The organism is Gryllotalpicola sp. CP2-P1 (assembly GCF_057512245.1).
Genome location: NZ_JBLRDT010000020.1, coordinates 1 through 23763, shown reverse-complemented (window position 1 = coordinate 23763; position 23763 = coordinate 1). Strand labels below are relative to the sequence as shown.

Annotated in this window: 19 protein-coding genes, 1 tRNA gene and 1 other RNA gene; 17 read left to right on the top strand and 4 right to left on the bottom strand. The window is 69.2% G+C overall.

The genetic code is table 11. The features are described 5' to 3' along the window. The first annotated feature begins 169 nt into the window (after positions 1-169). From ACM2XV_RS03140 to ACM2XV_RS03120, 5 genes are all read left to right on the top strand, one after another. Positions 170-1051: an RNA polymerase sigma-70 factor gene (locus ACM2XV_RS03140; RefSeq protein ID WP_487025929.1), complete on the top strand. Its 882-nt coding sequence runs from the start codon at positions 170-172 to the stop codon at positions 1049-1051. After that, positions 1048-1455 carry a sigma-70 family RNA polymerase sigma factor family protein gene (locus ACM2XV_RS03135; protein ID WP_487025928.1) on the top strand — a complete coding sequence of 136 codons (408 nt, stop codon included), beginning with the start codon at positions 1048-1050 and terminating at the stop codon, positions 1453-1455. Before ACM2XV_RS03140 ends, ACM2XV_RS03135 begins: the two co-directional genes overlap by 4 nt. 5 nt (positions 1456-1460) lie before the next feature. Then, positions 1461-2201, top strand: coding sequence for an SDR family oxidoreductase (locus ACM2XV_RS03130; protein WP_487025927.1), 741 nt, complete (start codon positions 1461-1463; stop codon positions 2199-2201). An 85-nt stretch (positions 2202-2286) separates the two neighbouring features. Continuing rightward, positions 2287-3054 (top strand): SDR family oxidoreductase, encoded by a 768-nt coding sequence (locus tag ACM2XV_RS03125; protein ID WP_487025926.1) that lies wholly within the window; start codon positions 2287-2289, stop codon positions 3052-3054. 27 nt (positions 3055-3081) lie between these two features. Beyond that, complete coding sequence (locus tag ACM2XV_RS03120; RefSeq protein ID WP_487025925.1) at positions 3082-4443, top strand: NAD(P)/FAD-dependent oxidoreductase; 1362 nt, start codon at positions 3082-3084, stop codon at positions 4441-4443. 94 nt (positions 4444-4537) lie between these two features. Here ACM2XV_RS03120 and ACM2XV_RS03115 read toward each other — a convergent pair whose 3' ends face one another. Next, positions 4538-5212 carry a DUF427 domain-containing protein gene (locus tag ACM2XV_RS03115; RefSeq protein WP_487025924.1) on the bottom strand — a complete coding sequence of 225 codons (675 nt, stop codon included), beginning with the start codon at positions 5210-5212 and terminating at the stop codon, positions 4538-4540. Between the two features lie 295 nt (positions 5213-5507). Between ACM2XV_RS03115 and ACM2XV_RS03110 the strand changes: the two genes are divergently transcribed. The 6 genes from ACM2XV_RS03110 to ACM2XV_RS03085 all read left to right on the top strand — a co-directional run bounded on the left by ACM2XV_RS03110 (position 5508) and on the right by ACM2XV_RS03085 (position 10750). Further along, positions 5508-7688: a glycoside hydrolase family 43 protein gene (locus tag ACM2XV_RS03110; RefSeq protein ID WP_487025923.1), complete on the top strand. Its 2181-nt coding sequence runs from the start codon at positions 5508-5510 to the stop codon at positions 7686-7688. Between the two features lie 41 nt (positions 7689-7729). Further along, on the top strand, positions 7730-8152 hold the full coding sequence (locus ACM2XV_RS03105) for a VOC family protein (protein WP_487025922.1): 423 nt from the start codon (positions 7730-7732) through the stop codon (positions 8150-8152). Further along, positions 8149-8430 carry a winged helix-turn-helix transcriptional regulator gene (locus tag ACM2XV_RS03100; RefSeq protein ID WP_487025921.1) on the top strand — a complete coding sequence of 94 codons (282 nt, stop codon included), beginning with the start codon at positions 8149-8151 and terminating at the stop codon, positions 8428-8430. Before ACM2XV_RS03105 ends, ACM2XV_RS03100 begins: the two co-directional genes overlap by 4 nt. 33 nt (positions 8431-8463) lie before the next feature. Then, on the top strand, positions 8464-9099 hold the full coding sequence (locus ACM2XV_RS03095; protein ID WP_487025920.1) for a carboxymuconolactone decarboxylase family protein: 636 nt from the start codon (positions 8464-8466) through the stop codon (positions 9097-9099). 91 nt (positions 9100-9190) lie between these two features. Continuing rightward, a complete protein-coding gene (locus ACM2XV_RS03090) occupies positions 9191-9481 on the top strand; it encodes a hypothetical protein (protein ID WP_487025919.1) in 291 nt (96 codons plus the stop codon). 117 nt (positions 9482-9598) lie between these two features. Then, positions 9599-10750 (top strand): TRAFAC clade GTPase domain-containing protein, encoded by a 1152-nt coding sequence (locus ACM2XV_RS03085; protein WP_487025918.1) that lies wholly within the window; start codon positions 9599-9601, stop codon positions 10748-10750. Positions 10751-11117: 367 nt separating this feature from the next. Here the strand turns inward: ACM2XV_RS03085 and ACM2XV_RS03080 are convergent, their stop codons facing one another. After that, complete coding sequence (locus ACM2XV_RS03080; RefSeq protein ID WP_487025917.1) at positions 11118-11300, bottom strand: hypothetical protein; 183 nt, start codon at positions 11298-11300, stop codon at positions 11118-11120. Between ACM2XV_RS03080 and ACM2XV_RS03075 the strand changes: the two genes are divergently transcribed. Continuing rightward, on the top strand, positions 11266-12513 hold the full coding sequence (locus tag ACM2XV_RS03075) for a glycoside hydrolase family 1 protein (RefSeq protein ID WP_487025916.1): 1248 nt from the start codon (positions 11266-11268) through the stop codon (positions 12511-12513). The two genes, ACM2XV_RS03080 and ACM2XV_RS03075, sit on opposite strands and share 35 nt — an antisense overlap. A gap of 7 nt (positions 12514-12520) precedes the next feature. On the opposite strand, the gene ACM2XV_RS03070 is transcribed toward ACM2XV_RS03075, so the two are convergent. After that, complete coding sequence (locus ACM2XV_RS03070) at positions 12521-13441, bottom strand: NAD(P)-dependent oxidoreductase (RefSeq protein ID WP_487025915.1); 921 nt, start codon at positions 13439-13441, stop codon at positions 12521-12523. Positions 13442-13447: 6 nt separating this feature from the next. After that, positions 13448-13532 (bottom strand) — tRNA-Ser (locus ACM2XV_RS03065). Between the two features lie 165 nt (positions 13533-13697). On the opposite strand from ACM2XV_RS03065, the gene ffs reads away from it, so the two are divergent. The 5 genes from ffs to ACM2XV_RS03040 all read left to right on the top strand — a co-directional run. Then, an RNA gene (ffs, locus tag ACM2XV_RS03060) (signal recognition particle sRNA small type) lies at positions 13698-13794 on the top strand. A 139-nt stretch (positions 13795-13933) separates the two neighbouring features. Then, the gene (locus ACM2XV_RS03055) at positions 13934-16408 is read left to right on the top strand and encodes a phosphoketolase family protein (protein WP_344774901.1); all 2475 of its coding nucleotides are present in this window, start codon (positions 13934-13936) and stop codon (positions 16406-16408) included. A gap of 36 nt (positions 16409-16444) precedes the next feature. After that, positions 16445-18604 (top strand): phosphate acetyltransferase, encoded by a 2160-nt coding sequence (gene pta, locus ACM2XV_RS03050; RefSeq protein ID WP_487025914.1) that lies wholly within the window; start codon positions 16445-16447, stop codon positions 18602-18604. 48 nt (positions 18605-18652) lie between these two features. Further along, positions 18653-19846, top strand: a complete 1194-nt coding sequence (locus tag ACM2XV_RS03045; protein ID WP_344774896.1) for an acetate/propionate family kinase — start codon at positions 18653-18655, stop codon at positions 19844-19846. 483 nt (positions 19847-20329) lie between these two features. Further along, positions 20330-23763 (top strand): IPT/TIG domain-containing protein (locus ACM2XV_RS03040; protein ID WP_487025913.1); only part of this gene is annotated, 3434 nt, incomplete at its 3' end.

The window sequence follows — 23763 nt, the reverse complement described above, 5'->3', positions numbered from 1 at the left end:
CCGCGGCCGTTGCCGCCGTGATCGCCGAGGCCGTGGCCGCGGTGAGCGACGAGGTGGCAGTCTGACGGGCCGGGTGGTCTGATTCCGGTGTGTGACGGATTTCTGCGGAAGTTCGTCACACATCGGGGTGCTGCGTTGTCAGAGCAGGTGAGCAGGCCAGGAGGCAGGAATGACCGAGGTCGAAAACGACGACGCAGTGCAGGTGGCGAGCGAGATCTTCGAGCAGGTGAGGCGCCGGCTGTTCGGCATCGCCTACCGGATGCTGGGCAGCGTCGCCGACGCCGAGGACATCCTGCAGGAGACGTGGATCCGCTGGCAGCGCACCGACCGCACCGAGATCGCCGAGCCCGCCGCGTTCCTCGCGACCATCACCACGCGGCTCGCGATCAACTCGCTGCAGTCCGCGCATTCGCGCCGCGAGACCTACATCGGGCCGTGGCTGCCCGAGCCGGTGAACACCGAGGACGACCCGTCGCTGGGCGCCGAGAAAGGCGAGGCGCTGTCGTTCGCCGTGCTGCTGCTGCTCGAGAAGCTCACGCCCACCGAGCGGGCGGCGTACGTCCTGCGCGAGGCATTCGACTACCCCTACGAGCGCGTCGCCGAGGTCGTCGGTAGCACGCCAGCTGCCGCGCGCCAGCTGGTCAGCCGCGCGCGCAAGCACATCTCCTCCGAGCGGCACGTCGAGGCACCGGCACCCGCGCAGCGCCGCCTGCTCGAGACGTTCCTCGACGCTGCGCGGCGCGGGGCGACGGCCGAGCTCGAGTCTCTGTTCGCCGAGGACATCGTGAGCTACACCGACGGCAATGGCGTGAAGGTCGCCGCCAGGATCCCGGTGGCCGGGGTCGCGCGCGTCGCGAAGTTCATCGCCGCGTTCTCGAGCCATTTCTGGACAGGGAAGGAGGTCGGCTGGGTCGAGCTCAACGGCCGGCCGGCGCTCACGCTGAGCGAGGCGGGAGTCGTCACCACGACGCTCAGCCTCGTGGCATCCGAAGACGGCATCTCGCGGCTGCTGTGGGTCATGAGTCCCGACAAGCTGCAGCACGTGGCATGAGGGCGCCCGATTCCCACGGCGCACTGATCTCGGCGATGGCCGGCCACCTGCGGTCGGCGAACCACCAGGGGGTGGCGAGCCTGCTGCACCCCGGTGTCGTCCTCACCGTCGACAGTGGTGATGTGTCGAGCGCCGTCTCCGCGCGTGCGCGGGGGCGCAGCGCATGCGCGGGTGAGCTGGTGCGCATCGTGCTGCAGGATGCCTCGCCGTCCGTCGCCGTCGAAGAGATCAACGGCGCGCCCGGCCTCGTGCTGCGTGCCCACGGCGAGGTCGTGGGCGTCATCGTGGCTTCGGCCCGCGCGGGGCTGCTCACCGAGGTGTGGGCGGTACTCAACCCAGTGAAGCTGGGGCACCTCGATGAGCGCGCATTCGACTTCCTCGATTCCCCCGATTCCACCGAGTAGGAGCTATGAACAACAACGGAACCGAACCCCGCATCGTCCTGGTGACGGGCGCATCCTCAGGCATCGGCCGCGCGACGTCGCTGGCCCTCGCGCGCAGCGGCGCAACGGTCGTCGCTGGTGCGCGCCGCCTCGACCGCCTGAACGATCTCGCAGAGACCGCCGAGGGCGAGCTCTACCCGGTCGAGCTCGACGTGACCGATCGCGAGTCGGTGCGCCGCGCCATCGAGTCCGTGATCGACAATTTCGAGCGGCTCGATGTGCTCGTCAACAACGCCGGCGTGATGCTGCACGGCATGATCCTCGGCGGCGACCCCGACGATTGGGCTCGCATGGTCGACACCAACCTGCTCGGCTCGATGTACGTGGTGCATGCCGCCCTGCCCCACCTCATCGCCGCGCGCGGCGCGATCGTCCAGGTGTCGTCCACTGCGGGCCGCACTGCGACGCTCGCCGGCGGCGCGTACGCGGCGACGAAGTTCGGCATCAACGCGTTCGCCGAGTCGCTGCGGCAGGAGGTCACGACGCAGGGCGTGCGGGTCACGCTGATCGAGCCGGGCTTCGTCTCCACCGAGCTCGCGAGCCACAACGCCGACCCAGCCATGCGTGAACTGGCGGCGCGGTACGCGGACTCGATGCGCACCCTGCAGCCCGAGGACATCGCGGCCGCGGTCGTCTACGCCCTCGAGCAGCCCGACCACGTGTCGGTGAACGAGCTGCTGATCCGGCCCACCGACCAGGTGCAGTAGCGGCTGTCACAACGGCGCGGGCCGCCCGGTCATCACTGATGAGCGCCGCGCACGGGGCGCGCGCTATGAAGCGAGAGGCACAGCCATGAAGATCGTCGTCGTCGGAGGCACCGGGCTCATCGGGGGCCGCCTGGTCGAGAACCTGCGTGTGGCCGGGCATGAGGTGATCGCCGCGTCGCCGAGCAACGGCATCAACAGTGTCACGGGCGAGGGCCTCGCCGAGGCGTTCGCGGGCACCGAGATCGTCTACGACATCCCCAACTCTCCGTCGTGGGCCGACGCGGACGTGCTCGAGTTCTTCCAGAAGTCGACAGGCAACATCGTCGCCGAGGCCGCCAAGGCCGGCGTGAAGCACCACATCGTGCTGTCGATCGTGGGCGTCGACCGGATGCCTGACATCGGCTACATGCGCGCGAAGGTCGCCCAGGAGAAGCTCGCGAAGAGCGGCAGCGTGCCGTACACGATCGTGCGCGCGACCCAGTTCTTCGAGTTCGTCCCGGCGCTCGTGGCCGGCGGCACCGAAGACGGCGTCGCGACGCTGTCGCCCGTTATGATGCAGCCGATCGCGGCCGCCGACGTGTCGGCTGCCCTCGCGAAGGTCGCGAACCGCGCGCCGAAGAACGACACGGTTGAGCTCGCGGGGCCCGAGCAGATCACCCTCGCCGAGCTCGGCGGCCGCCTGCTGCGCTCGCGCGGTGACGACACCTCGGTCGTCGTCGACGAGGCGGCGGGCTACTACGGCGGCCGCGTCGACGACACCTCGCTGACGCCGGGCCACGACCCGGCCATCACCGAGCACTTCTACGGCACCCTCACCTTCGACGAGTGGCTTGCCGCGCAGTTCTGGGAGTGAGCGAGAGAACGAGGAAGGCGCAGCACCATGACACGCATCGTCATTGTCGGCGGTGGATACACCGGGTTCTACACCGCGTGGGGGCTCGAGAAGCGGCTGAAGCCCGAGCTCACGGCGGGCCGGGTCGAGGTCGTCGTGATCGACCCCCGCCCGTACATGACCTATCAGCCGTTCCTTCCCGAGGTCGCGGCCGGCTCGATCGAGGCACGGCATGCGGCGGTGTCGCAGCGCCGTCACCTGAAGAGGACACGTGTGGTTACGGCATCCGTCACCCGCATCGATCACGCTTCGAAAACGGTGACCGTCGCCCCGCGCGACGGCGACCCGTTCGTGCTGCCCTACGACCAGATCGTCGTGACGGCGGGCGCGGTGACGCGCACGTTCCCGATTCCCGGGCTGGAGCGCGAGGCGATCGGCCTGAAGCACGTGGAGGAGGCCGCGGCGATCCGTGACAAGGTGCTCACCGCGTTCGATCGAGCAGCCACGCTACCAAGCGGCCACGAGCGGTCGAAGCTGCTCACGGTCGCGGTCGTCGGCGGCGGTTTCTCGGGTGTCGAGCTGTTCGGCGAACTGCTGTCGCTCGCGCGATCGCTGCGGAAGCGGTACCCCGAGATCGGCGCGGACGAGCCATCGTTCCACCTGATCGACGCGATGGATCGGATTCTTCCCGAGGTCTCGCGCCCGTCGGGGGAGTGGGTCGTGCGGCACCTCGAGAAGCGCGGCGCGCACGTGCATCTCTCGACGCAGCTGGTGTCGGCTGAGAGCGGCCGGCTCGTGCTCTCGAGCGGCGAGCGAATCGATTCAGGCACCGTCGTCTGGACGGCCGGCAACGGCGTGACCCGCGTCGTGTCGAAGAACACCGACCTGCCGACAAACGCGCGCGGCTCGATCATCGTGCGCGCCGACCTGCGGGTCGGAACGGCTGACGCGTGGATTGAGGATGCCTGGGCTGCCGGTGACGACGCGGCGGTCCCCGACCTCGCGTCGCCCGAGCCCGGTGCTCTCACCGTGCCGAACGCGCAGCACGCGGTGCGCCAGGGGCGGCTGCTCGCGGCCAACATCGTGGCCGCGCTGAACGGGCGGCCGGTGCGGAACTATCGCCACGCGAGCCTCGGTGTTGTCGCGACGCTGGGTTTCGGCCTGGGGCTGTTCGAATACAAGAAGATCGTGATCACCGGCCTGCTCGGCTGGGTCATGCACCGCGGCTATCACGTGCTCGTCGTCCCCTCGTGGGAGCGCAAGGTGCGCGTGCTCGCGGTGTGGATCACCGCGTTCCTGTTCGGGCGCGACATCGTCTCGCTCGAGGACGTCGCTCACCCGCGCCGCGCGTTCGTCGAGGACGGGTTCGAGGCTGTGGGTGCGCGCGGCGGCGCAGGTGCTTCGCACTGAGCGTCGGTCGCATGCACGTGGTGCTCCGCAATTGGACAATTTGCGGAGCACCACGTGCCGCGCTCCGCATGCGCTACATGCCTCGCTCAACAGCTCAGCCGCGCTCGACCTCGATGTCGACGCGCTCGTTGAAGAAGGCGATGCGCCCTTCGGTGCCAAAGCCCTCGGGCAGGGGCTCGGGCAACGTCCAGGCGATGTCCTCGAGCATCCGGTCGCCGAGTCGCGCCGAGAAGTACGCGGCGCGCCCCTTGTATGCGCACGTGGTGCTGGTGTCGCTCCTAACCAGCGGCACACGAACGTCTTCGCGTGGCAGATAGAAGCGCACCGGCATCAGCGTCTCGAACAGCATTACCGGACGGCTCGACTCGGCGATCACCTGCCCGTCGAATGTGATGCGCACCCGGCGCGAGCTCGCGCGCAGATCGACGCGGTGGAACGGGTCGTGCGGGTGGGCGACGATCACGTCATCCTCCTCCTGCCACTCGTCGAAGCTGTCGAAGTCGAGCAGCGCATACCCGTCGAGTTCCGAATGCTGCAATCGGACGCCTGAGCCGCGCGCGCCCTCCCGGCGCTCCGCGAGCTCGATGTTCAGCTCGTCGCGGGGAACGGCGTACGCCGGCACGACGTGGTGCGGTTCCCAGACGAGAAGGGCTCGGGTGGTGTCGACCGCGGGACGGCCGTCGAGGAAGGCGCGGATGCGCTTCGGAGTGGGCTCGTAGCGCAACTGGTCGGCCGCGCCGGCGAGCAGGATGCTGAGTTCGATGGCCATGCTGTCCTCTCGTGTGGATCCGTATGACCTGCGCGAGCGGCGGCGGGAGGGACCAGCCGCGCTCTGCTTGGCGACTATCCCTCGTGCTCGTGCTCGTGCTCGTGCTCGGCACGGGGACCGCCTGAAACCCGGTGCTCCCGCTCTGACCTCGCGACTCGGCCGTCGCGCGGGTCACAGCAGTTCAGACCGGTGCACGGCCGCGTTTGTGACACGCCGTGGCGCGGCCCTCGTTCAAGGGGCAAGCTGAGAGAGCGGGCTTCGACAGAGGCGCCGGAGCCGCAGGGGAGGCCTCACCGTGTTCCGTCGCACCACCGCCCTGGTTGCCGCCGCAGTTGCAGCATCCGCTCTCGTCATCGGCTCGCCCGCCATCGCAAGCACGCAGACGCACGCGCCCGCGCAGACGCACGCGGCCAAGCCGCCACAAATTAGACAATCTGCGCCCGCCACCTACACGAACCCCGTTTCGCAAGGCTTCGCCGACACCTTCGCCGACCCGACGATCGTGCGCGGCAACGACGGCTACTGGTACGCCTACGCGACCGCCGACCCGCTGAAGTCGGGCGGCCAGCGCGAGCTGATACCGACAGCGAAGTCATCCGATCTCATCAACTGGTCGTTCGTCGGCGACGCGCTCGACCAGAGCGCCCGCCCCGCCTACGTGAGCGCCGACAGCACCTATTTCGCACCCGACGTGCGCTACATCAACGGGCAGTACGTCATGTACTACGTCGCCACCGACACGACCACCTCGGCGACCGACACCAGTGACAGCGCGATCGCCGTCGCCACCGCGCCCGCCCCGACCGGGCCCTGGACCCAACAAGACGCGCCCCTGATCGCCCCGCGGCCGGCCCCGGGCGGCGGCTACCTCTCGACCATCGACCCGGCCGAGCTCACCGCGAGCGACGGCACCCGCTGGATCTACTACGGCAGCTACTTCGGCGGCCTGTGGGTCACGCAGCTGACCGCCGACGGGCTGCACACGCAAGGCGCTCCGACCCAGGTGGCGATCGACAACAAGTACGAGGGCAGCTTCGTGGTGCACCACGGCGGCTACTACTACCTGTTCGCGTCGTCGTCGAACTGCTGCGCCGGGCCGACGACCGGCTACGCCGTCTCGGTCGGCCGTGCGACGAGCCCGACCGGCCCGTTCACCGATGCGAACGGAACCTCGCTGCTGGCGTCGAAGGTCGGTGGCACCCCGGTCGTCACCCAGAACGGCAACCGCTGGGTCGGCCCGGGCCACAACGGCGTCTTCACCGACCTCTCGGGGCAGGACTACCTCGTCTATCACGCGATCGACCACGACAACGCGTACCTCGACGCGGTCGGCGGCGTGAACCGCCGCCCGATGCTGATCGACCGCCTCGACTGGATCAACGGCTGGCCCGTCGTGCGCGCCGGGGCCGGCCCGTCAGACACCCCGCAGCCCGCGCCGGTCACGACGAGCGCCGTGCGCGCGGGCCAGCGCGTCACGGGCGACGTGCGCGTCGAGGCCGACGTGCGCGTGGACTCCGGCGGGTCTGCCGCGGTTGTCGTGGGCGATGTGCGGGCGATGATCGATACGGATGCCGGCAAGCTCATCGTCGCCGCCCGGAACAGTCGCCCCGCCGTCGCCTCGCTGCCGGCCGACCTCGACTGGTCGACCTGGCACAACCTGGCGGTCGAGGTGCGGCACGGCAAGGTCTCGGTCGCCCTCACCGAGGCGCGCGAGAGCGGGCCGATCGTGTCGGTGAAGCTGGCGGTGCTGCCGGGCGATGCCCGCGGGGTCGTCGACACGAAGGTGAGCGGCGGCGGGGCGACCGCGAACTTCAGCGCGGACCCGCTGTTCACGCCGGTGACGAAGGCGGTCACCCTTCCGAAGGTGGGGCGGCTCGTGGCATCCGATGAATTCAATGGGTCTGCTCTTGACCCGGCGTGGTCGTGGGTGCGGCCGGACGCGGCGGTGACCGAGTCGGGCGGGGCGCTCAACTGGCCCGTGCCCGACGGCGATCTCGCCGGCACGGCGAACAACGTCGGGGTGCTGCTGCGCGACGCCCCGCGCGGCGACTACACGGTCGAGACGAAGCTGACGCTGCCGCTCGGCGAGACGACGGTGCGGAACTACCAGCAGGCGGGGCTCGTGGCGTATCTGAACGACGACGACTACGCCTCGCTGCACACGGTGGCGATCTGGAACACGCGGCAGATGGAGTACGCGCGCGAGCTGTCGTATCAGGGGCAGCTGCAGTTCGGCGGGGTGACGGTCGGGACGACCGCCGACACGGTGTGGCTGCGGCTCGTCAAGAGGACGTCGCCGTCGACCGGCGAGCTGACGTTCCGGGGTGAGAGCAGCACGGATGGGAAGCACTGGACGCTCGGCGGCACGTGGACGTTCCCGAAGGGCAGCCAGCCGCAGGTCGGGCTGGTCGCGCTCGGGGGAGCGGCCCCGGCGGTCACGGCGAAGTTCGACTACGTGCGGATCTATGCGCCGTAGTCCCTCTTGACGCTGCGCTTGTTTTTTGCAAGTGTTCGCGCATGAGCCTCTTCATCACCTGCCCCGTCGAGAGCGTTGAGCGCGCGACGGCCTTCTACACGGCCCTCGGCTGGACGCTCAACGCAGAGATGTCCGACCACAATGTGTCGTGCTTCGCGATCACGCCCGGCCAATACGTCATGCTCGGCAGCCGCGAGATGTACGCGAGCGTCGGCGGCACTGAGGATTTGGTCGGCGGCCCCGACACGCCCTCGAAGGTCACCGTCTCGTTCGACCTCGACAGCCGCGAGGCGGTCGACGAGCTCACCGAGCGCGCCGGCGCCGCTGGCGGTCGCATCGGCGACACCGATGACTACCCCTTCATGTATCAGCGGCAGTTCGACGACCCCGACGGCTACCACTACTCGCCGTTCTGGATGAAGCCCGAGACGCCCGAGACGCCCGAGAGCGCTCCCACCGCGTGAGCGGCCTTTCCGCGGCCCTCGACATCGTCGGGGCGCGGTGGGCTCTGCTCATCGTGGAGCGGCTGCTCGACGGGCCGCAGCGCTACGGCGATCTGCAGCGCGACCTCGGAGTCCCGACGAATATCCTCGCGACCCGCCTGCGCGAACTCGAAGCCGCCGGAGTGCTGCGCCGCCTGCCCCTCACGCACAACACCCGCGCCTACGCGCTGACCGACCGCGGGCTCGCCCTGCGCGAGGCGATCGTCGCACTTGCACGCTGGGGCGAGCAGGAAGGCTAGCGGTCACGGTCGCGCCGCCGTATCTTGCTCGCCATGAGCAAACCTCAGGCGATATCAAGTGAAGCGATCGCGGATGCCTCAACGGGCAGCTTCTTGCCCGACCCGCCGCTGACTGCCGCGGCCCAGGCGATGTACGACGAGGATGTGGCCGACGACGGGTATGTCTGGAACCTCACTCGGGTCTGGGCGTACCAGCCCGAGACGCGGGCCAAGCTCGACGAGCTGATGGCGGTCGCGCTGGCGTCGAGCGGGCTGAGCGCCAGGCAGCGCGGCGTGCTCGTCACGGCGACGGCTTCGACACTCGGCGACTCATACTGCTCGTTCGCATGGGGCGGTCGGCTGGCGCGGTATGCGGACCCCGCCGTTGCGGCGGGGGTGCTCTCGGGCACCGATGCTGGGCTCACTGACCAGGAGCAGGCGATGGCGGCGTGGGCGCGGAAGGTGACGAGGGATCCGAACTCGACGACGGCCGCCGACGTGCAGGCGCTGCGCGACGCGGGCCTCGACGACGCGCAGATCTTCGCGATCACGGCGTACATCGGGTTGCGGATCGCGATGGCGACGGTTGACGACGCGCTCGGTGCGCGGCCGGATGCCGGGCTGGTGGCCGGCGTTCCGGGCGAGGTCCGGGCGGTCGTCGACTACGGGCGGCGGCCGCTGGGGGAGTAGGTGCGCGCGGGTGTGGGCATCGCAATAGGTGACGCCGTGGGTGCCGCATGGCGCGCGCGGCGAGGTTGAGTTTCGAGACCGGAGGTGCCTGATGAGTGACGCACAAGAGCCCAACGCCGAGAAGATGCCCGAGACCGGGCAGCTGGCGGAGCCGAGCACCGAGAAGGACCCGGGCGAGGAGCCGAAGGACCCGGAGCCCGAGGTGGAAGAGGTGGACCACCAGGCCGAGGGCATCGGGGTGATCGGGAGTTCGGACGGTGGTGGTAACTCACCAGACGATGCGTCCGCTCAAGGAGTCCAGCCCGATCCCGCGCCGCCCACCGAAGCGGCGAGCGACGACGTGAAGCGCGACGCCTCCGGGGTTGACGAAGCGCCTGCATAAAAGTCGAGCAGGCAGCGCCGAGCCGTCGGTAGCGCTGCTGTGTCTCATGCCGCCGCCGCGAGCAACGCCCCGGTTTGGGTGTAGGGCATCGCGCGCTGGGTGCCCTAGGTTGCACGTGTGGCAGTGAGTAGGACGCTCGAACAGCAAATCGCGGTATTCGGAGAAACCGGAAGCGGTAAAACCGTATTGCTCTCGTCGTTCTACGGAGCGACGCAGGAGCCGCAATACATCCAGAGCAGTCTGTTTCACGTCGTTGCGGACGATATCGGTCAGGGCGCGCGACTCCATCGCAACTACCTCGGGATGCGGGACTCCGCGCGCCTTCCGTTGCAAACGCGCTTCACCGCGACCTCCTACGCATTTTCCATCAAGCTGAAGGACGGCGCAGACGCACGCGCGGCGAAGAAGCGGCCATTCGATGTGCTGCGGATCGTCTGGCACGACTACCCCGGTGAGTGGTTCGAGCAGGAGGCCGGCGGACCGGAGGAGTCACTGCGCCGGGTCGACACCTTTCGATCGCTTCTGCAGTCGGACGTCGCGCTACTACTTGTCGACGGCCAAAAGTTGGTCGATAACGCAGGCGAGGAAGAGCGCTATCTGAAGTCGCTGTTCACCAATATCCGGAATGGCTTGCTGTCGCTGAAGGACGATGTGCTCGAGGACGGAAAGCCATTGGTCCAGTTTCCCCGAATCTGGATCCTTGGTCTCTCAAAAGCCGATCTGCTGCCCGACATCAACGCGTTCGCACTGCGGGACCTCTTGATTGAAAAGGCCGCCGATGAACTTGAAGAATTGCGCGCCGTGCTCCTGAGCTTTATCGACGGCCACAACGCGTTCTCGTTCGGCGAGGATTTCGTCTTGCTCTCTTCGGCCAAGTTCGAGGCGGGCAAGATCGAGGTAACTGAGCGTATCGGGCTGGAGTTGCTACTTCCGATTGCCGCGGTATTGCCACTCGAGCGGCACGTGCGCTGGGCGAAGTACGGTGAGATTCCACGCAAGGTGGCAGAGAATCTCCTCAGCGGAGCCGGAGCGCTCGCCACCGCGCTGATCGGGCTCAGCATTCGCATGCCAAGCAAGATCGCTGCGTTGGTCAAGCTCATCGCGCCGGATGCCATCGATCAGGTAGTCAAGCTGGTTGGTGATGAGTTGCGCGACGCCAATGCCGCCGCGCGGCAAAAGCATCAGTACCTGACCGCGGCCCTTACTCAGTTCGAGATCGATTTGGAGACGGGCGAGAAGGAGCAGACACTGCTCCGGAGCGTACGGTGAACCTGATATGGGCGACCCGGGGGCGTTCCTGGGGGTTTCGTTTCCTCTCTGACGGAGGTTATGAAGATCCGCTCCCGGTCTACGACGCGGCGTTCAACGACGGCGTCGACGCACCCGAGTTTTGGCGTACCACCCCACCAACCGCAGACTGGCCTGCGCTCGGCGCGCTTCGCTTCTTGGATCCACTAGGTCGCACTGACACGGCCGGGCGAGTGATTCCGCATGAGTTCGTGGTGTTCGACGAGTGGACGAGCCGAATCAAGTCAGTTGAAGAGGGGCGCCAATCAGTCTGGCCAGAGGTCAGTGACGAATTCGACCGAGTCTGGTCGTTACCGAGGCCGTAGCTCCACATTCGCCATGCCACTTATCATTGCGAATGCGACTCCAACACCACCGCCCGATACTTCGCCCGGGACAGCGCGACGTAGAGCAGGTCGTCCCAGTCGAGGTCGTGCTTGGCCGCCCACGCGCGACCGTCGTCGCCGACATCCGTCACCACGACAGCCGCGGTCTCGATGCCCTTGAGCTTCGAGATCGAACCGAACTGCACCTGCTCGCGCGCACGAGAGCATGAATCGCACCTTCCCGACGGGTTCATCTGGGGCGCGGCATCCGCCGCTCATCAGATCGAGGGCAACAACGTGAACTCGGACTGGTGGGAGCTCGAGCACCGCCCCGAGACGCCCGTGGCCGAGCCGAGCGGCGACGCGTGCGACAGCTATCACCGGTACCCGGAAGACATCCGGATCGTCGCCGAGCTCGGCCTCGGGATGTACCGCTTCTCGCTCGAGTGGGCGCGCATCGAGCCCGAACGCGGCTTCGTCTCGCGCGCCGAGCTCGACCACTACCGCCGCATGATCGACACGGCGCGCGACCAGGGCGTCACGCCCATGGTGACGCTGCACCACTTCACGGTGCCGCGCTGGTTCGCGCACGCCGGCGGCTGGCGCGCGAACGACGCCGTCGAGCGGTTCACGCGCTACGTCGAGAGGGTGAGCGCGATCCTCGACGACGTCGAGTGGGTCGGCACGATCAACGAACCGAACATGGTCGCGATCACGGCCGGGGCGGATGCCGGCGACGCGGCGGGCTCGCAGTGGGAGTCGACCCACGGGCTGCCGAACCCGAGCCGTCGCGTCTCCGAGGTGCTCGCCGCGGCGCACCGCTCGGCGCGGTCGGTGCTCTCGGGGCTCGGCCACGTGCGCTCAGGGTGGACCGTGGCAACGCAGGCCGTGCAGGCGGCACCGGGGGAGTCGGGGGCGCAGGAGGCTGCGCAGGCGTACAGCTACCCGCGGGACGCGTGGTTCCTCGAGCAGGCGGCCGGCGACGACTGGGTCGGGGTGCAGGCCTACACCCGCACCATCGTGGGCCCCGAGGGGCCGCGGCCGGTCGCCGACGGCGTCGAGCGCACCCTGACGGGGTGGGAGTACTACCCGCCCGCGCTCGCCGAGGGCGTGCGGCTCGCTGCGCGGTATGCACCCGGCGTGCCCGTCTTCGTCACCGAGAACGGCATGGCGACGGGCGACGACGCGCGGCGTCGCGACTACGTGCGCGGCGCGCTCGAGGGTCTGCACGACACCATGCAGGAGGGCACCGAGGTGCTGGGCTACCTCTATTGGAGCCTGCTCGACAACTACGAGTGGGGGTCGTTCGCGCCCACCTTCGGCATCGTCGGCGTCGACCGCGCGACGTTCGCCCGCGACGTGCGCGAGAGCGCCCGGTGGCTGGGCAGAGTCGCGCAGGCGAACGCGCTCGTGGACTGAGCAGCGCCTACAACTCGTCCCGCAGCGCCGCGATGTAGTCGGCGTCACCGAGTCCTGCGTCGTGCGCCTCCGCGAGCCGGGCGGCCCACGCCTCGACGGCGGGCAGGCGGCCCGCGCCGGCGAGCTCGGTCATGAAGCCGGTGTCCTTGACAAGTGCATCGACGGCGAACTGGGTCTGCGCCCAGTCCTGCGACTCGAGCAGCTGCTTCTTCATTCCCGCCTGCCCGGCGAGCTGAGTGAGCGGCAGGAGCTTGACCACGTCCGCGGTGGAGAGGCCGCCGGCGTGCCCGACCCTGAACGACTCGGCAATGCCCTCGGCGACGACCGCGACGCTGAGATTCGCGATGAGCTTGGCCGTCGCAGCGGCGGCCGGCGTGTCGAAGGTGCGCACCTTCTCGGGGTCCGACCACAGCTCGACGATGGGGCGCGCGGCGGCGACGTCTGCCTCGGCGCCTCCGATGAGGCTGCCGAGCGTGCCGTCATGCGCTGGTCCGGTCGAGCCGATCACGGGCGATGACACATAGCGGATGCCTCGACCGCCGGCCCACTCGGCGAACTCGCTCGCGTCGGCCGGCGACACCGTCGTCGCGTCGATCCACAGCACGCCCTCGGGGAACGTGACGTCCGTCTCCGACCCCATGAGGATCTCTCGGGTGACCTTCGGCCCGAAGAACATCGTCACGACCGCCTCGGCCGCGGCGATCGCGTCGGCGGCCGAATCGGCAACGCGCGCCCCCGCGGCTGCCGCGCCCTCGGTGGCCGATCTCGTGCGGTTCCACACGGTGACCTCATGGCCACCGGCGATGACGTGCTGAACGAGCTCGCGGCCCATGCGGCCGAGTCCGAGGAATCCGATCTTCATGCTGTGATCATTACCCGCGGTGTTGCTTCGCCAGCTATGAGAAAGCCCCCGATCTCTCGGGGGCATCCGGGGCGGAGGATGGGGGATTCGAACCCCCGAGGGCTTTCACCCAACACGCTTTCCAAGCGTGCGCCATAGGCCACTAGGCGAATCCTCCAGGTGCCGCGCCGAAGCGCAACTCGAGAAGTCTACCGGACGTTGGCTGGGGGGCCGGCCGGGGGAGGAACGGGTCTCGATACGGTCGCAGAGCGACCTACTCGACCAACGGCGGCGACTGCGCCGCTCTCGGATTCCTCCCACTCCGCCGTCCTCTAGAATGGAAGCCGGCTCCCCGCGTGGCGCCATCCAGGCCAACTCCCCCAGGGCGGAAACGCAGCAAGGGTAACCGGGCTCTGGCGGGTGCGCGGGGGGTCTTTTTCTTTTGCGCGTCTCGTTCCCTACACCATCGAAGTCCCGGTTAGGCACCGAAAAGGCCTAGCGCCGCCCGATGCGGCGTCCATAGGCTGACCCATAGCACCGCCATTTGACGGATATTCCGCATGGGGAGGGGACTCTTCGATGTCGACTGACACCGTGACCGAATCTGCCGCGACCACCGAAACGGCCTGGAAGCATCGAGACGAGACCCCGGTCTCCGACGAGACGATTCGGCTCATCGACACGTACTGGCGCGCCGCCAACTACCTGAGCGTCGGCCAGATCTACCTGCTCGACAACCCGCTGCTGCGCGAGCCGCTGCAGGTCGACGACATCAAGCCCCGACTGCTCGGCCACTGGGGCACGACGCCGGGCCTCAACTTCATGTACGCGCACATGAACCGCGCCATCCAAGAGCGCGACCTCAACACGATCTACATCATCGGCCCCGGCCACGGCGGCCCGGGCCTGGTCGCCTCCGCCTACCTCGACGGCACCTACTCCGAGATCTACCACGACATCGAGCAGGACGAGGCCGGCATCCGGCGCCTCTTCAAGCAGTTCTCGTTCCCCGGCGGCATCCCGAGCCACGTGGCCCCCGAGACGCCCGGCTCCATTCACGAGGGCGGCGAGCTCGGCTACGCGCTGAGCCACGCCTACGGCGCCGCATTCGACAACCCCGACCTGCTCGTCATGGCGGTCGTGGGTGACGGCGAGGCCGAGACGGGCCCCCTCGCGACCAGCTGGCACTCGAACAAGTTCATCGACCCTGTGCAGGACGGCGTCGTGCTGCCGATCCTGCACCTGAACGGCTACAAGATCGCCAATCCGACGGTCCTCGACCGGATTCCCCAGGACGAGCTGCTCGAGCTCTTCCGCGGCTACGGCCACAACCCCTACCTCGTCGAGGGCGGATTCGACGGCGAGGACCCCATCGCGGTGCACAAGCGCTACGCCGAGGTGCTCGACCAGGTGCTCAACGAGATCGCCGACATCAAGGCCAAGGCCGCCGCCGGAACCCTCGAGGGGCGCGCCAAGTGGCCGATGATCATCCTGCGCACCCCCAAGGGCTGGACCTGCCCGCCCGAGATCGACGGCGTGCAGGTCGAGAACACGTGGCGTGCGCACCAGGTGCCGCTCGCCAACGCCCGGGACACGCCTGAGCACACCGCGCTGCTCGAGGGCTGGCTGCGCTCCTACAAGCCGGAAGAGCTCTTCGACGAGAACGGAACGCCCGTTCCGGACGCCGTCGCGATCGCCCCGAAGGGCGACCGGCGCATGAGCGCCAACCCCATCGCGAACGGCGGCCTCGTGCGCAGGGATCTGCGCCTGCGCGACTGGCGCGAGTTCGGGGTGGATGTCCCGAGTCCCGGCGCCACGAGCAGCGAGGCGACCCGCGTTCTGGGCGAATGGCTCGCGACCGTCATCGAGGACAACCCCGACAACTTCCGCATCTTCGGGCCTGACGAGACGGCATCCAACCGCCTCGCCCCTCCCGTCTACGACGCGACCGACAAGCAGTTCGCGGGCGAGATCTGGCCGGTCGACGTGAACCTCGCCCGCGTGGGGCGCGTCATGGAGGTGCTCAGCGAGCACCAGTGCGAAGGCTGGCTCGAGGGCTACCTGCTCACCGGGCGCCACGGGCTCTTCACGAGCTACGAGGCGTTCATCCACATCATCGACTCGATGTTCAACCAGCACGCGAAGTGGCTGAAGGTGACGCGCGAGATTCCGTGGCGCCGGGCGATCTCGTCGCTGAACTACCTGCTGTCGAGCCACGTGTGGCGGCAGGACCACAACGGCTTCTCGCACCAGGACCCGGGCTTCATCGACCACGTCGTCAACAAGTCGGCCGACGTCGTGCGCGTCTACCTGCCGTTCGACGCCAACACGCTGCTGTCGACCTACGACCACTGCCTGCGCTCGGTGAACTACGTGAACGTGGTCGTCGCGGGCAAGCAGCCGCAGCCGAACCTGCTCACGGTCGACGAGGCGGTGCGGCACATGACGCGCGGTCTCGGCATCTTCGAGTGGGCCGGCTCAGAGGTCGACGGCGAGTCGCCCGACGTCGTGCTCGCGGCGGCCGGGGACATCCCGACCCTCGAGGTGCTCGCGGCCTCCGAGATCCTGCAAGAGAAGATCCCCGATCTCAAGATCCGCGTCGTGAACGTCGTCGACCTGATGAAGCTGCAGCCTGAGGACGAGCACCCGCACGGCCTCTCCGACCGCGACTACGACGCGCTGTTCACGACGGACAAGCCGGTCATTTTCGCCTACCACGGCTACCCCTGGCTCATCCACCGCCTCACCTACCGCCGCAACGGGCACGGGCACCTGCACGTGCGCGGCTACAAGGAAGAGGGCACGACGACGACGCCGTTCGACATGGTCATGCGCAACGACCTCGACCGCTACCACCTCGTGATCGACGCGATCGACCGCGTGCCGGGCCTCGCCCAGCGCTACGCCGGTCTGCGTCAGGAGATGGTGGACGCCCGCCTCAACGCGCGCCTCTACGCGTACGAGAACGGCGAGGACATCCCCGAGGTCGCGAACTGGGCCTGGAAGGGCGGCGCGAAGGCGAACATCAACGACACCGGCGGCGACAACGACTGAACCCCTGCCACAGCCTCGTTCGCTAGCGTCGACGTCGTGAAGCAGGTCTACGTCACCTCGGCCGAAGGGCAAACCGGCAAGTCGACGATCGCTCTCGGGGTGCTGCGCACGCTGTCGCGGCAGGTCGGCCGGGTGGGCGTCTTCCGGCCGATCGCCCGCAGCACCGAGCAGCGCGACTACATCCTCGAATGGCTGCTCTCGAACCAGACCGCGGGGCTGAGCTACGAGGACGCCGTCGGCGTGAGCTATGACGAGGTGCACGCGGATGCCGACGCGGCACTCTCGCGCATCATCGAGCGCTACCAGCGGATCTCGGGCCGGTGCGATGCCGTCGTCATCGTCGGCAGCGACTACACCGACGTCGGAGCCCCCACCGAGCTCTCGTACAACGCGCGCATCGCCGCCAACCTCGGCGCGCCCGTGCTGCTCGTCGTGAGCGGGCGCGCGGGGGACGACGGGGGAGACCTGCGCCGCCAGCTCGGCTCGTCGGGCGCCCGCTCGGTCGAGCAGGTGCGTCAGCTCGCGAGCCTCGCCATCGACGAGCTGCGCGCCGAGCACGCCTCGCTGCTCGGCGTCGTCGTGAACCGCGCCGACCCGGAGGCGCTCGGCGAGATCCACCGGCAGGTGCAGGCATCCGTCGCCGCCCAGTCGCAGTCGACGGTCGCGAACGCGCTCGACCGGCCCGTGTGGGTGCTGCCCGAGGACCCGGTGCTCGTCGCCCCTACCGTCTCGGCCGTGCTCGACGCGGTCGAGGGCCGGCTGGTCTTCGGCGATCGCGAGCTGCTCGACCGCGAGGTGCTCGGCGTCGTCGTCGCGGGCATGTCGATGGAGAACGTGCTGACCCGCCTCATCGACGGAGCGGTCGTGGTCGTCCCGGGCGATCGCACCGAGACGCTGCTCGCCGTGCTCGCGGCATATCAGGCGGGCACCTTCCCGTCCGTGTCGGCGATCGTGCTGAACGGCGGCTTCGCGCTCAGCGAGCCGATCACCCGGCTGATCAGGGGAATGGACCCGGCGCTGCCGATCATCGAGGCGCCGTTCGGCACCTTCGAGACGACGGTGCGCGTCAACGGCGCGCGCACGCGCATGGGGGCGGATTCCCCGGGCAAGACCGAGCGGGCGATCGCCCTCTTCGATCGCAACGTCAACCACATCGCGCTGCTCGACGCGCTCGACGTCGAGCCGTCGCCGGTCGTGACGCCGCTCATGTTCGAGTACCGGTTGCTCGAGCGGGCGCGCTCGGCCCGCAAGCACATCGTGCTGCCCGAGGGCGATGACGACCGGGTGCTGCGGGCGGCATCCCTCGTGCTCGCCCGCGACATCGCCCAGCTGACGCTGCTCGGCGACGAGCAGGCGATCCGCGGCCGGGCGTCGTCGCTGGGGCTCGACCTGTCGTCGGCCGCGGTGCTGTCGCCGACCGATCCCGAGCTGCGCGAGCGCTTCGGCGCCGAATACGCCGAGCTCCGCAAGGCGAAGGGCATGACGCTCGAGCGCGCCCTCGACACCGTGACGGATGTCTCCTACTTCGGCACCATGGTGGTGCACCTCGGGCTCGCCGACGGCATGGTCTCGGGCGCCGCGCACACGACCGCGCACACGATCAGGCCGGCGTTCGAGATCATCAAGACCAAGCCGGGCGTGGGCGTGGTGTCGTCGGTGTTCCTCATGGCGCTGTCTGACCGCGTGCTCGTCTACGGCGACTGCGCCGTGATCCCCGACCCGAGTGACACCCAGCTCGCCGACATCGCGATCTCGTCGGCCGCAACGGCCTCGCAGTTCGGCATCGAGCCGCGGGTCGCGATGCTTTCGTACTCGACGGGGGACTCAGGCTCGGGCGCCGATGTCGAGAAGGTGCGCTCGGCCACCGCGCTGGTGCACGAGCGGGCCCCCGAGCTTCTCGTCGAGGGGCCGCTGCAGTACGACGCGGCGGCCGATGCGGTCGTCGCCGCGGCGAAGCTGCCCGGTTCGCCGGTGGCCGGGCGCGCGACGGTCTTCATATTCCCCGACCTGAATACGGGCAACAACACGTACAAGGCGGTGCAGCGCTCGTCGGGCGCCGTCGCGATCGGCCCCGTGCTGCAGGGGCTCAACAAGCCGGTCAACGACCTGTCGCGCGGCGCGCTCGTCGACGACATCGTCAACACCATCGCCATCACGGCGATCCAGGCGCAGACCTCCTCACCGCTGGTCGAGTAGGTCGCTCTGCGACCGTATCGAGACCCCATCCTCGAGAGAAGACATCAGATGCCCAGCATCCTCGTCATCAACAGCGGCTCGTCGTCGCTCAAGTACCAGCTGATCGACATGGCGACCGAAGAGACCCTGGCCAGCGGGCTGATCGAGCGCATCGGCGAGGCGGAAGGACACGCCAGCCACCGCGTGGGCGGCCAGCGCTTCGACAAGGATCTCGCCGTGCGCGACCACGCCCAGGCGTGCCGCATCATGCGCAACGACTTCGACACGCACGGGCCGTCGCTCGACGAGCACGACCTGGTCGCGATCGGCCACCGTGTGGTTCACGGCGGCGCCCGCTTCTTCGAGCCGACGCCGATCGACCATGTGGTGAAGATCCAGATCGAGGACCTCTCCGACCTCGCCCCGCTGCACAATCCGGGCGCCGTGCAGGGCATCGATGCCGCCGAGAAGTCCTTCCCCGGCCTGCCCATGGTCGCGGTTTTCGACACGGCATTCCACCAGACCATGCCGCCCGAGGCATATACCTACGCGATCGACGCCGAGCTCGCGCAGCGCTACCGCGTGCGCAAGTACGGCTTCCACGGCACCTCGCACCGCTACGTCTCGCGCGCGGCCGCCGAGTTCCTCGGCCGGCCGCTCGACGAGCTCACGCAGATCGTGCTGCACCTCGGCAACGGCGCGAGCGCCTGCGCCATCGACGGCGGGCGCTCGGTCGAGACGAGCATGGGGATGACCCCGCTCGCCGGCCTCGTCATGGGCACGCGCTCGGGCGATATCGACGCCTCGGTGCTCTTCCACCTCGCGCGCCGGGCGAAGCTGTCGATCGACGACCTCGACGAGCTGCTCAACAAGCGCAGCGGCCTGCTCGGCCTCTCGGGGTTCGGCGACTCGCGCGACGTGCAGTCGCGCGCGGCCGACGGGGACGAGCGGGCGCAGCTGACCGCCGCCGTGGTGGCGCATCGGCTGAAGTTCTACATCGGCGCCTATCAGGCGCTGCTCGGCGGCGTCGACGTCATCTCGTTCACCGCCGGAATCGGCGAGCACAGCGCCGAGGTGCGGGCGGCCGCCGCGGGCGGCCTCGAACGGCTCGGCATCGAGCTCGACCCGGCGCGCAACGCCGCCGTCGGTTCGGGAATCAGCGTCATCTCGACCGACGCCTCGCCCGTCACCGTGCTCGTCGTGCCGACGAACGAGGAACTCGAGATCGCGCGACAGACGTTCGAAGTCATCGCGGCGAGATAGCCGCGTCGCGGCATCCCCTGCCGCAGCGAGCGGACGATTGTTCCGCCCCCAGTTCGGGGGTAGCGTCACCCATGGGGGCCGGTGCCGCTCGGCGCGGCCCCTGGCGCTTCCGGCGGGGCATTTCGCGCCCTCGGCGATCGCCGTCGGCGCGCGCGTTGCTTCGCGTGGCGTTGCGAAAACTTAATTAACGCCATGGCGTTAGCAGACAGATGTCAGCTAGCGTCGGGTCCCAACCGGTCCTGCGTCAGGGAGGCGCGTGGGCGGGTCGCACAGATTCACACATCGGGGGAGCCGCACACGCTGAGGCGTGCGGGGGTCGACCGTATGGGCTTTGGGGAGAAGAGCCCTGCGAGTTTCAGGGGGAAAGCGTCGGCTTGCGCCGGCGGCGTTCGTCACGTCGGCTGTGCTGGCGCTCGGGGTGGTGGGGCTCACGGCTGCGCCGGCGCAGCCGCACCAGGAGACACCTCGAACGCCGCGGCGCAGGTGCTGGGCGGGTCGCTGCTGAGCGCGATCGACACCGACTCGGTCGTCGGGCTGGGCGGCAGCACGGCGGGTTACCCGAGCGAACCGGGGCCCAACTCGGCGGGTCTCGACCCCTCACTGCTGAGCGCGGTCGACGTCAACCTCGGCTCGGTCACGCTGCCCCTCGGCGATCTCATCCAACTCGGCGCGGTGACGCAGTTCTCGCAGGCTGAAGCCGGCGGCACGTCGAACGCCAACTCGGGCGTCGCCGAGAGCGCGGGCGGCCTCACGGTGGGCAACGCCCAGACCACGACCCCGACCGCGGCGCTCATCGACCTCGGGCCGCTGCTCGCCGACGCCGGGCTCTCGAGCGCCATCGATCAGGCATCCGTCTCAGTGGGCGCCGTGTCCGCAGACGCGAGCATCACCGATGCGACCACGCTCGACCGCAGCTACAACGTGGCGTCGCTCGACGCGCAGCTGCACTCGCAGCTCGTCGCTGGACTGACCGGCGATGTCGACGACCTGATCACGAACACCGTCACGCCGACGATCAACGGTTTGACCGGCACCATCACCGACACCGTGAACACGGCTCTCGGAACGGTCGGCCTGCTCACGGCGGTCGCCGGCGCCGACTTCGACACCAACGTGTCGCTCACCGGGGTGGGCGACATCGGCGCCGCGGCCGACACGGTTCTCAACCAGACCCTCACGAGCAACGACGGCGCGGTCACGCTGAACCCGGCGACCGGCACGATCGACGTCGACCTCGCGGCGCTCGCCGGCGGCCTCAACAACCGCGCACCCGAGACCCCGGTGCTCTCGGCCGACACCCTCAACGCACTCGTGCAGGACGTCAACGACCTGCTCGACCAGCTCGGCACGAACCTCGTGACCGCGATCAACCAGGCGATCGACGGCATCGGTGTGCACATCAGCAGCACGCTCGACTCGGGCAACCCGCTCACCGGAGCGTTCGCCCTCAGCATCGACACCACGCTCGGCGACCTCACCGCGGGCAACGCTCTGCCGGTCAACACCGGCGGCAGCACGGGCGCCTTCGGGCTGATCAGCGGGCTCGCGGGGCTGATCGTGACCGCGTTGAGCGGGCCGCTCGACACGCTGGTGGGCGGCGTCGTGAACGGCCTGATCGGAACCGTCACCGACACGATCACCGGCAGCGACGGCCTGATCCAGGGCGTCACGACCGCGCTCGACCCGGTGCTGCGCGCGCTCGGCAACGTCGTCGGCATCACCCTGAACCACCAGACCGGCGGCGACACCTCCGGCGTCTCCACCGAGACCGCGTTGCAGGTCACGCTGCTGAACAGCACGGCGGCGCAACTCAACCTGGCGACCGCGCAGGTCGGCCCGAACGTCGTCGCTCCCGTGATCACGACGCTCGACCCCGACCACGGGCCGACCACGGGTGGGACATCCGTCACCATCTCGGGCACGGGCCTCGCGGGCGCGACCGGCGTGACGGTCGACGGGCAGACGGTCGACTTCGTCGACAACGGCGACGGAACCCTCACCATCCCGAGCATGCCCGCGCACGACGCGGGCGCCGCGGACGTCGTCGTGACGAACCCGGCCGGCACTTCGCAGCCGGCGAGCTACACCTATTACGAGGTGCCGGCGAACCTCGCGATCGATCCGGACGCCGGGCCGTCGGCGGGTGGTCAGACCGTGACGATCTCGGGCGACAACCTCGACACCGCGACGGCGGTCGACTTCGCGGGCACGAGCTACTCGCCCGCGGGAAGCGGCGGCACCGGTCCGTTCTTCACCTATGACAGCGAGGCCGACACGATCACCCTCGACACGCCCGCCCACGCGGCCGGGGCTGTGCAGGTGGTCGTCACGAACCCCGGCGGCGACTCCGCACCGCTCGCGTACACCTACTACGACGTGCCCGCGAACCTCGCGATCGACCCCGCCGCGGGCCCGATCGACGGCGGTCAGACCGTGACGATCTCGGGTGACGGGCTCGCCGGCGCGACCGTGGTCGACTTCGGCGGCGTCGACTACTACGCGGCCGATGACCCGGATGCCCCGGCCGGCGCTCCGACCTTCACGCAGGACGCCGACACGGGCGATATCACGCTCGTCACGCCGGCCTCGCCGACCGGAGCGGCGGGGGACGTCGATGTGACGGTGACGAACCCGGCCGGAACCTCCGACCCGGTGACGTACAGCTACGTCGCGGCACCGAGCAACGTGAGCATCTCGCCCGAGGCCGGCCCCATCGCGGGCGGCCAGACGGTGACGATCTCGGGCGATGACCTGGGCGGCGCGACCTCGGTCGACTTCGGCGGCACGACGTATTACGCAGAGGGCGACCCGGATGCCCCGGCGGGTTCGCCGACGTTCACGCAGGACGCGGGCACGGGCGACATCACGCTGGTGACCCCCGCGTCGTCGACCGGAGACGCGCAGACCGTCGACGTGACGGTGACGACCGCCGGCGGGACATCCGCCCCCGTCGACTACGACTACGTCGCCGGGCCGGCCATCACCTCGGTCGGCCCCGACTCGGGCCCGCTCGCGGGCGGCCAGACCGTGACGATCTCGGGCGATGACCTGGGCGGCGCGACCTCGGTCGACTTCGGGGACACGACGTATTACGCAGAGGGCGATCCGGATGCCCCGGCGGGCTCTCCGACGTTCACGCAGGACCCCGACACGGGCGACATCACGCTCGTGACGCCCGCGGCGACCGACCCGGGCTCGGTTCCCGTCACGGTGACCGCGCCGGGCGGCACCACGCCGCCGTTCGACTACACCTATGTCGCCGCTCCGGCGATCTCGGGCATGACGCCTGACGAGGGCCCGGTCACGGGCGGCACGACGGTGACACTGACCGGCACGGGGTTCACCGATGCGACCTCGGTCACGGTCGACAACGTCGCCGCGACGTCGTTCACCGTGGTGTCCGACACCGAGATCACCTTCGTCACCCCGCCGCACGCGGCCGGCGACACGCAGGTGATCGTCACCACCGCGGGCGGCCCGTCGAACCCCGAGGCGTTCACCTATGTGCCCGTTCCGACGGCGAGTGCGCTGTCGCCGGATTCCGGCCCGGTCGCGGGCGGCACCGAGGTGACGATCACGGGCACGGGGTTCGTGCCGGGCGAGACGAGTGTGACGATCGGGGGCACGACGGTGCCGGCATCCGATGTCACGGTGAGCTCCGATGGCACGTCGCTGACGTTCACGACGCCGGCGGGCGCCGCGGGTGCGGCTGACGTCACGGTGACGACGCCGGGTGGCACGGCCGATGCGCCGCAGTTCACCTACGTGCCCGTTCCGACGGCGAGTGCGCTGTCGCCGGATTCCGGCCCGGTCGCGGGCGGCACCGAGGTGACGATCACGGGCACGGGGTTCGTGCCGGGTGAGACGACCGTCACGATCGGGGGCACGACGGTGCCGGCATCCGAGGTCACGGTGAG

Excerpts from the sequence above, each read along its gene's own strand:
- ACM2XV_RS03055 (WP_344774901.1), top strand. The coding sequence starts at position 13,934 with ATGTCGACTGACACCGTGACCGAATCTGCCGCGACCACCGAAACGGCC.
- ACM2XV_RS03120 (WP_487025925.1), top strand. The coding sequence starts at position 3,082 with ATGACACGCATCGTCATTGTCGGCGGTGGATACACCGGGTTCTACACC.
- ACM2XV_RS03130 (WP_487025927.1), top strand. The coding sequence starts at position 1,461 with ATGAACAACAACGGAACCGAACCCCGCATCGTCCTGGTGACGGGCGCA.
- ACM2XV_RS03045 (WP_344774896.1), top strand. The coding sequence starts at position 18,653 with ATGCCCAGCATCCTCGTCATCAACAGCGGCTCGTCGTCGCTCAAGTAC.
- ACM2XV_RS03105 (WP_487025922.1), top strand. The coding sequence starts at position 7,730 with ATGAGCCTCTTCATCACCTGCCCCGTCGAGAGCGTTGAGCGCGCGACG.
- ACM2XV_RS03135 (WP_487025928.1), top strand. The coding sequence starts at position 1,048 with ATGAGGGCGCCCGATTCCCACGGCGCACTGATCTCGGCGATGGCCGGC.
- ACM2XV_RS03075 (WP_487025916.1), top strand. The coding sequence starts at position 11,266 with ATGCCCTTGAGCTTCGAGATCGAACCGAACTGCACCTGCTCGCGCGCA.
- ACM2XV_RS03115 (WP_487025924.1), bottom strand. The coding sequence starts at position 5,212 with ATGGCCATCGAACTCAGCATCCTGCTCGCCGGCGCGGCCGACCAGTTG.
- ACM2XV_RS03090 (WP_487025919.1), top strand. The coding sequence starts at position 9,191 with ATGAGTGACGCACAAGAGCCCAACGCCGAGAAGATGCCCGAGACCGGG.
- ACM2XV_RS03095 (WP_487025920.1), top strand. The coding sequence starts at position 8,464 with ATGAGCAAACCTCAGGCGATATCAAGTGAAGCGATCGCGGATGCCTCA.
- ACM2XV_RS03140 (WP_487025929.1), top strand. The coding sequence starts at position 170 with ATGACCGAGGTCGAAAACGACGACGCAGTGCAGGTGGCGAGCGAGATC.
- ACM2XV_RS03070 (WP_487025915.1), bottom strand. The coding sequence starts at position 13,441 with ATGCCCCCGAGAGATCGGGGGCTTTCTCATAGCTGGCGAAGCAACACC.
- ACM2XV_RS03125 (WP_487025926.1), top strand. The coding sequence starts at position 2,287 with ATGAAGATCGTCGTCGTCGGAGGCACCGGGCTCATCGGGGGCCGCCTG.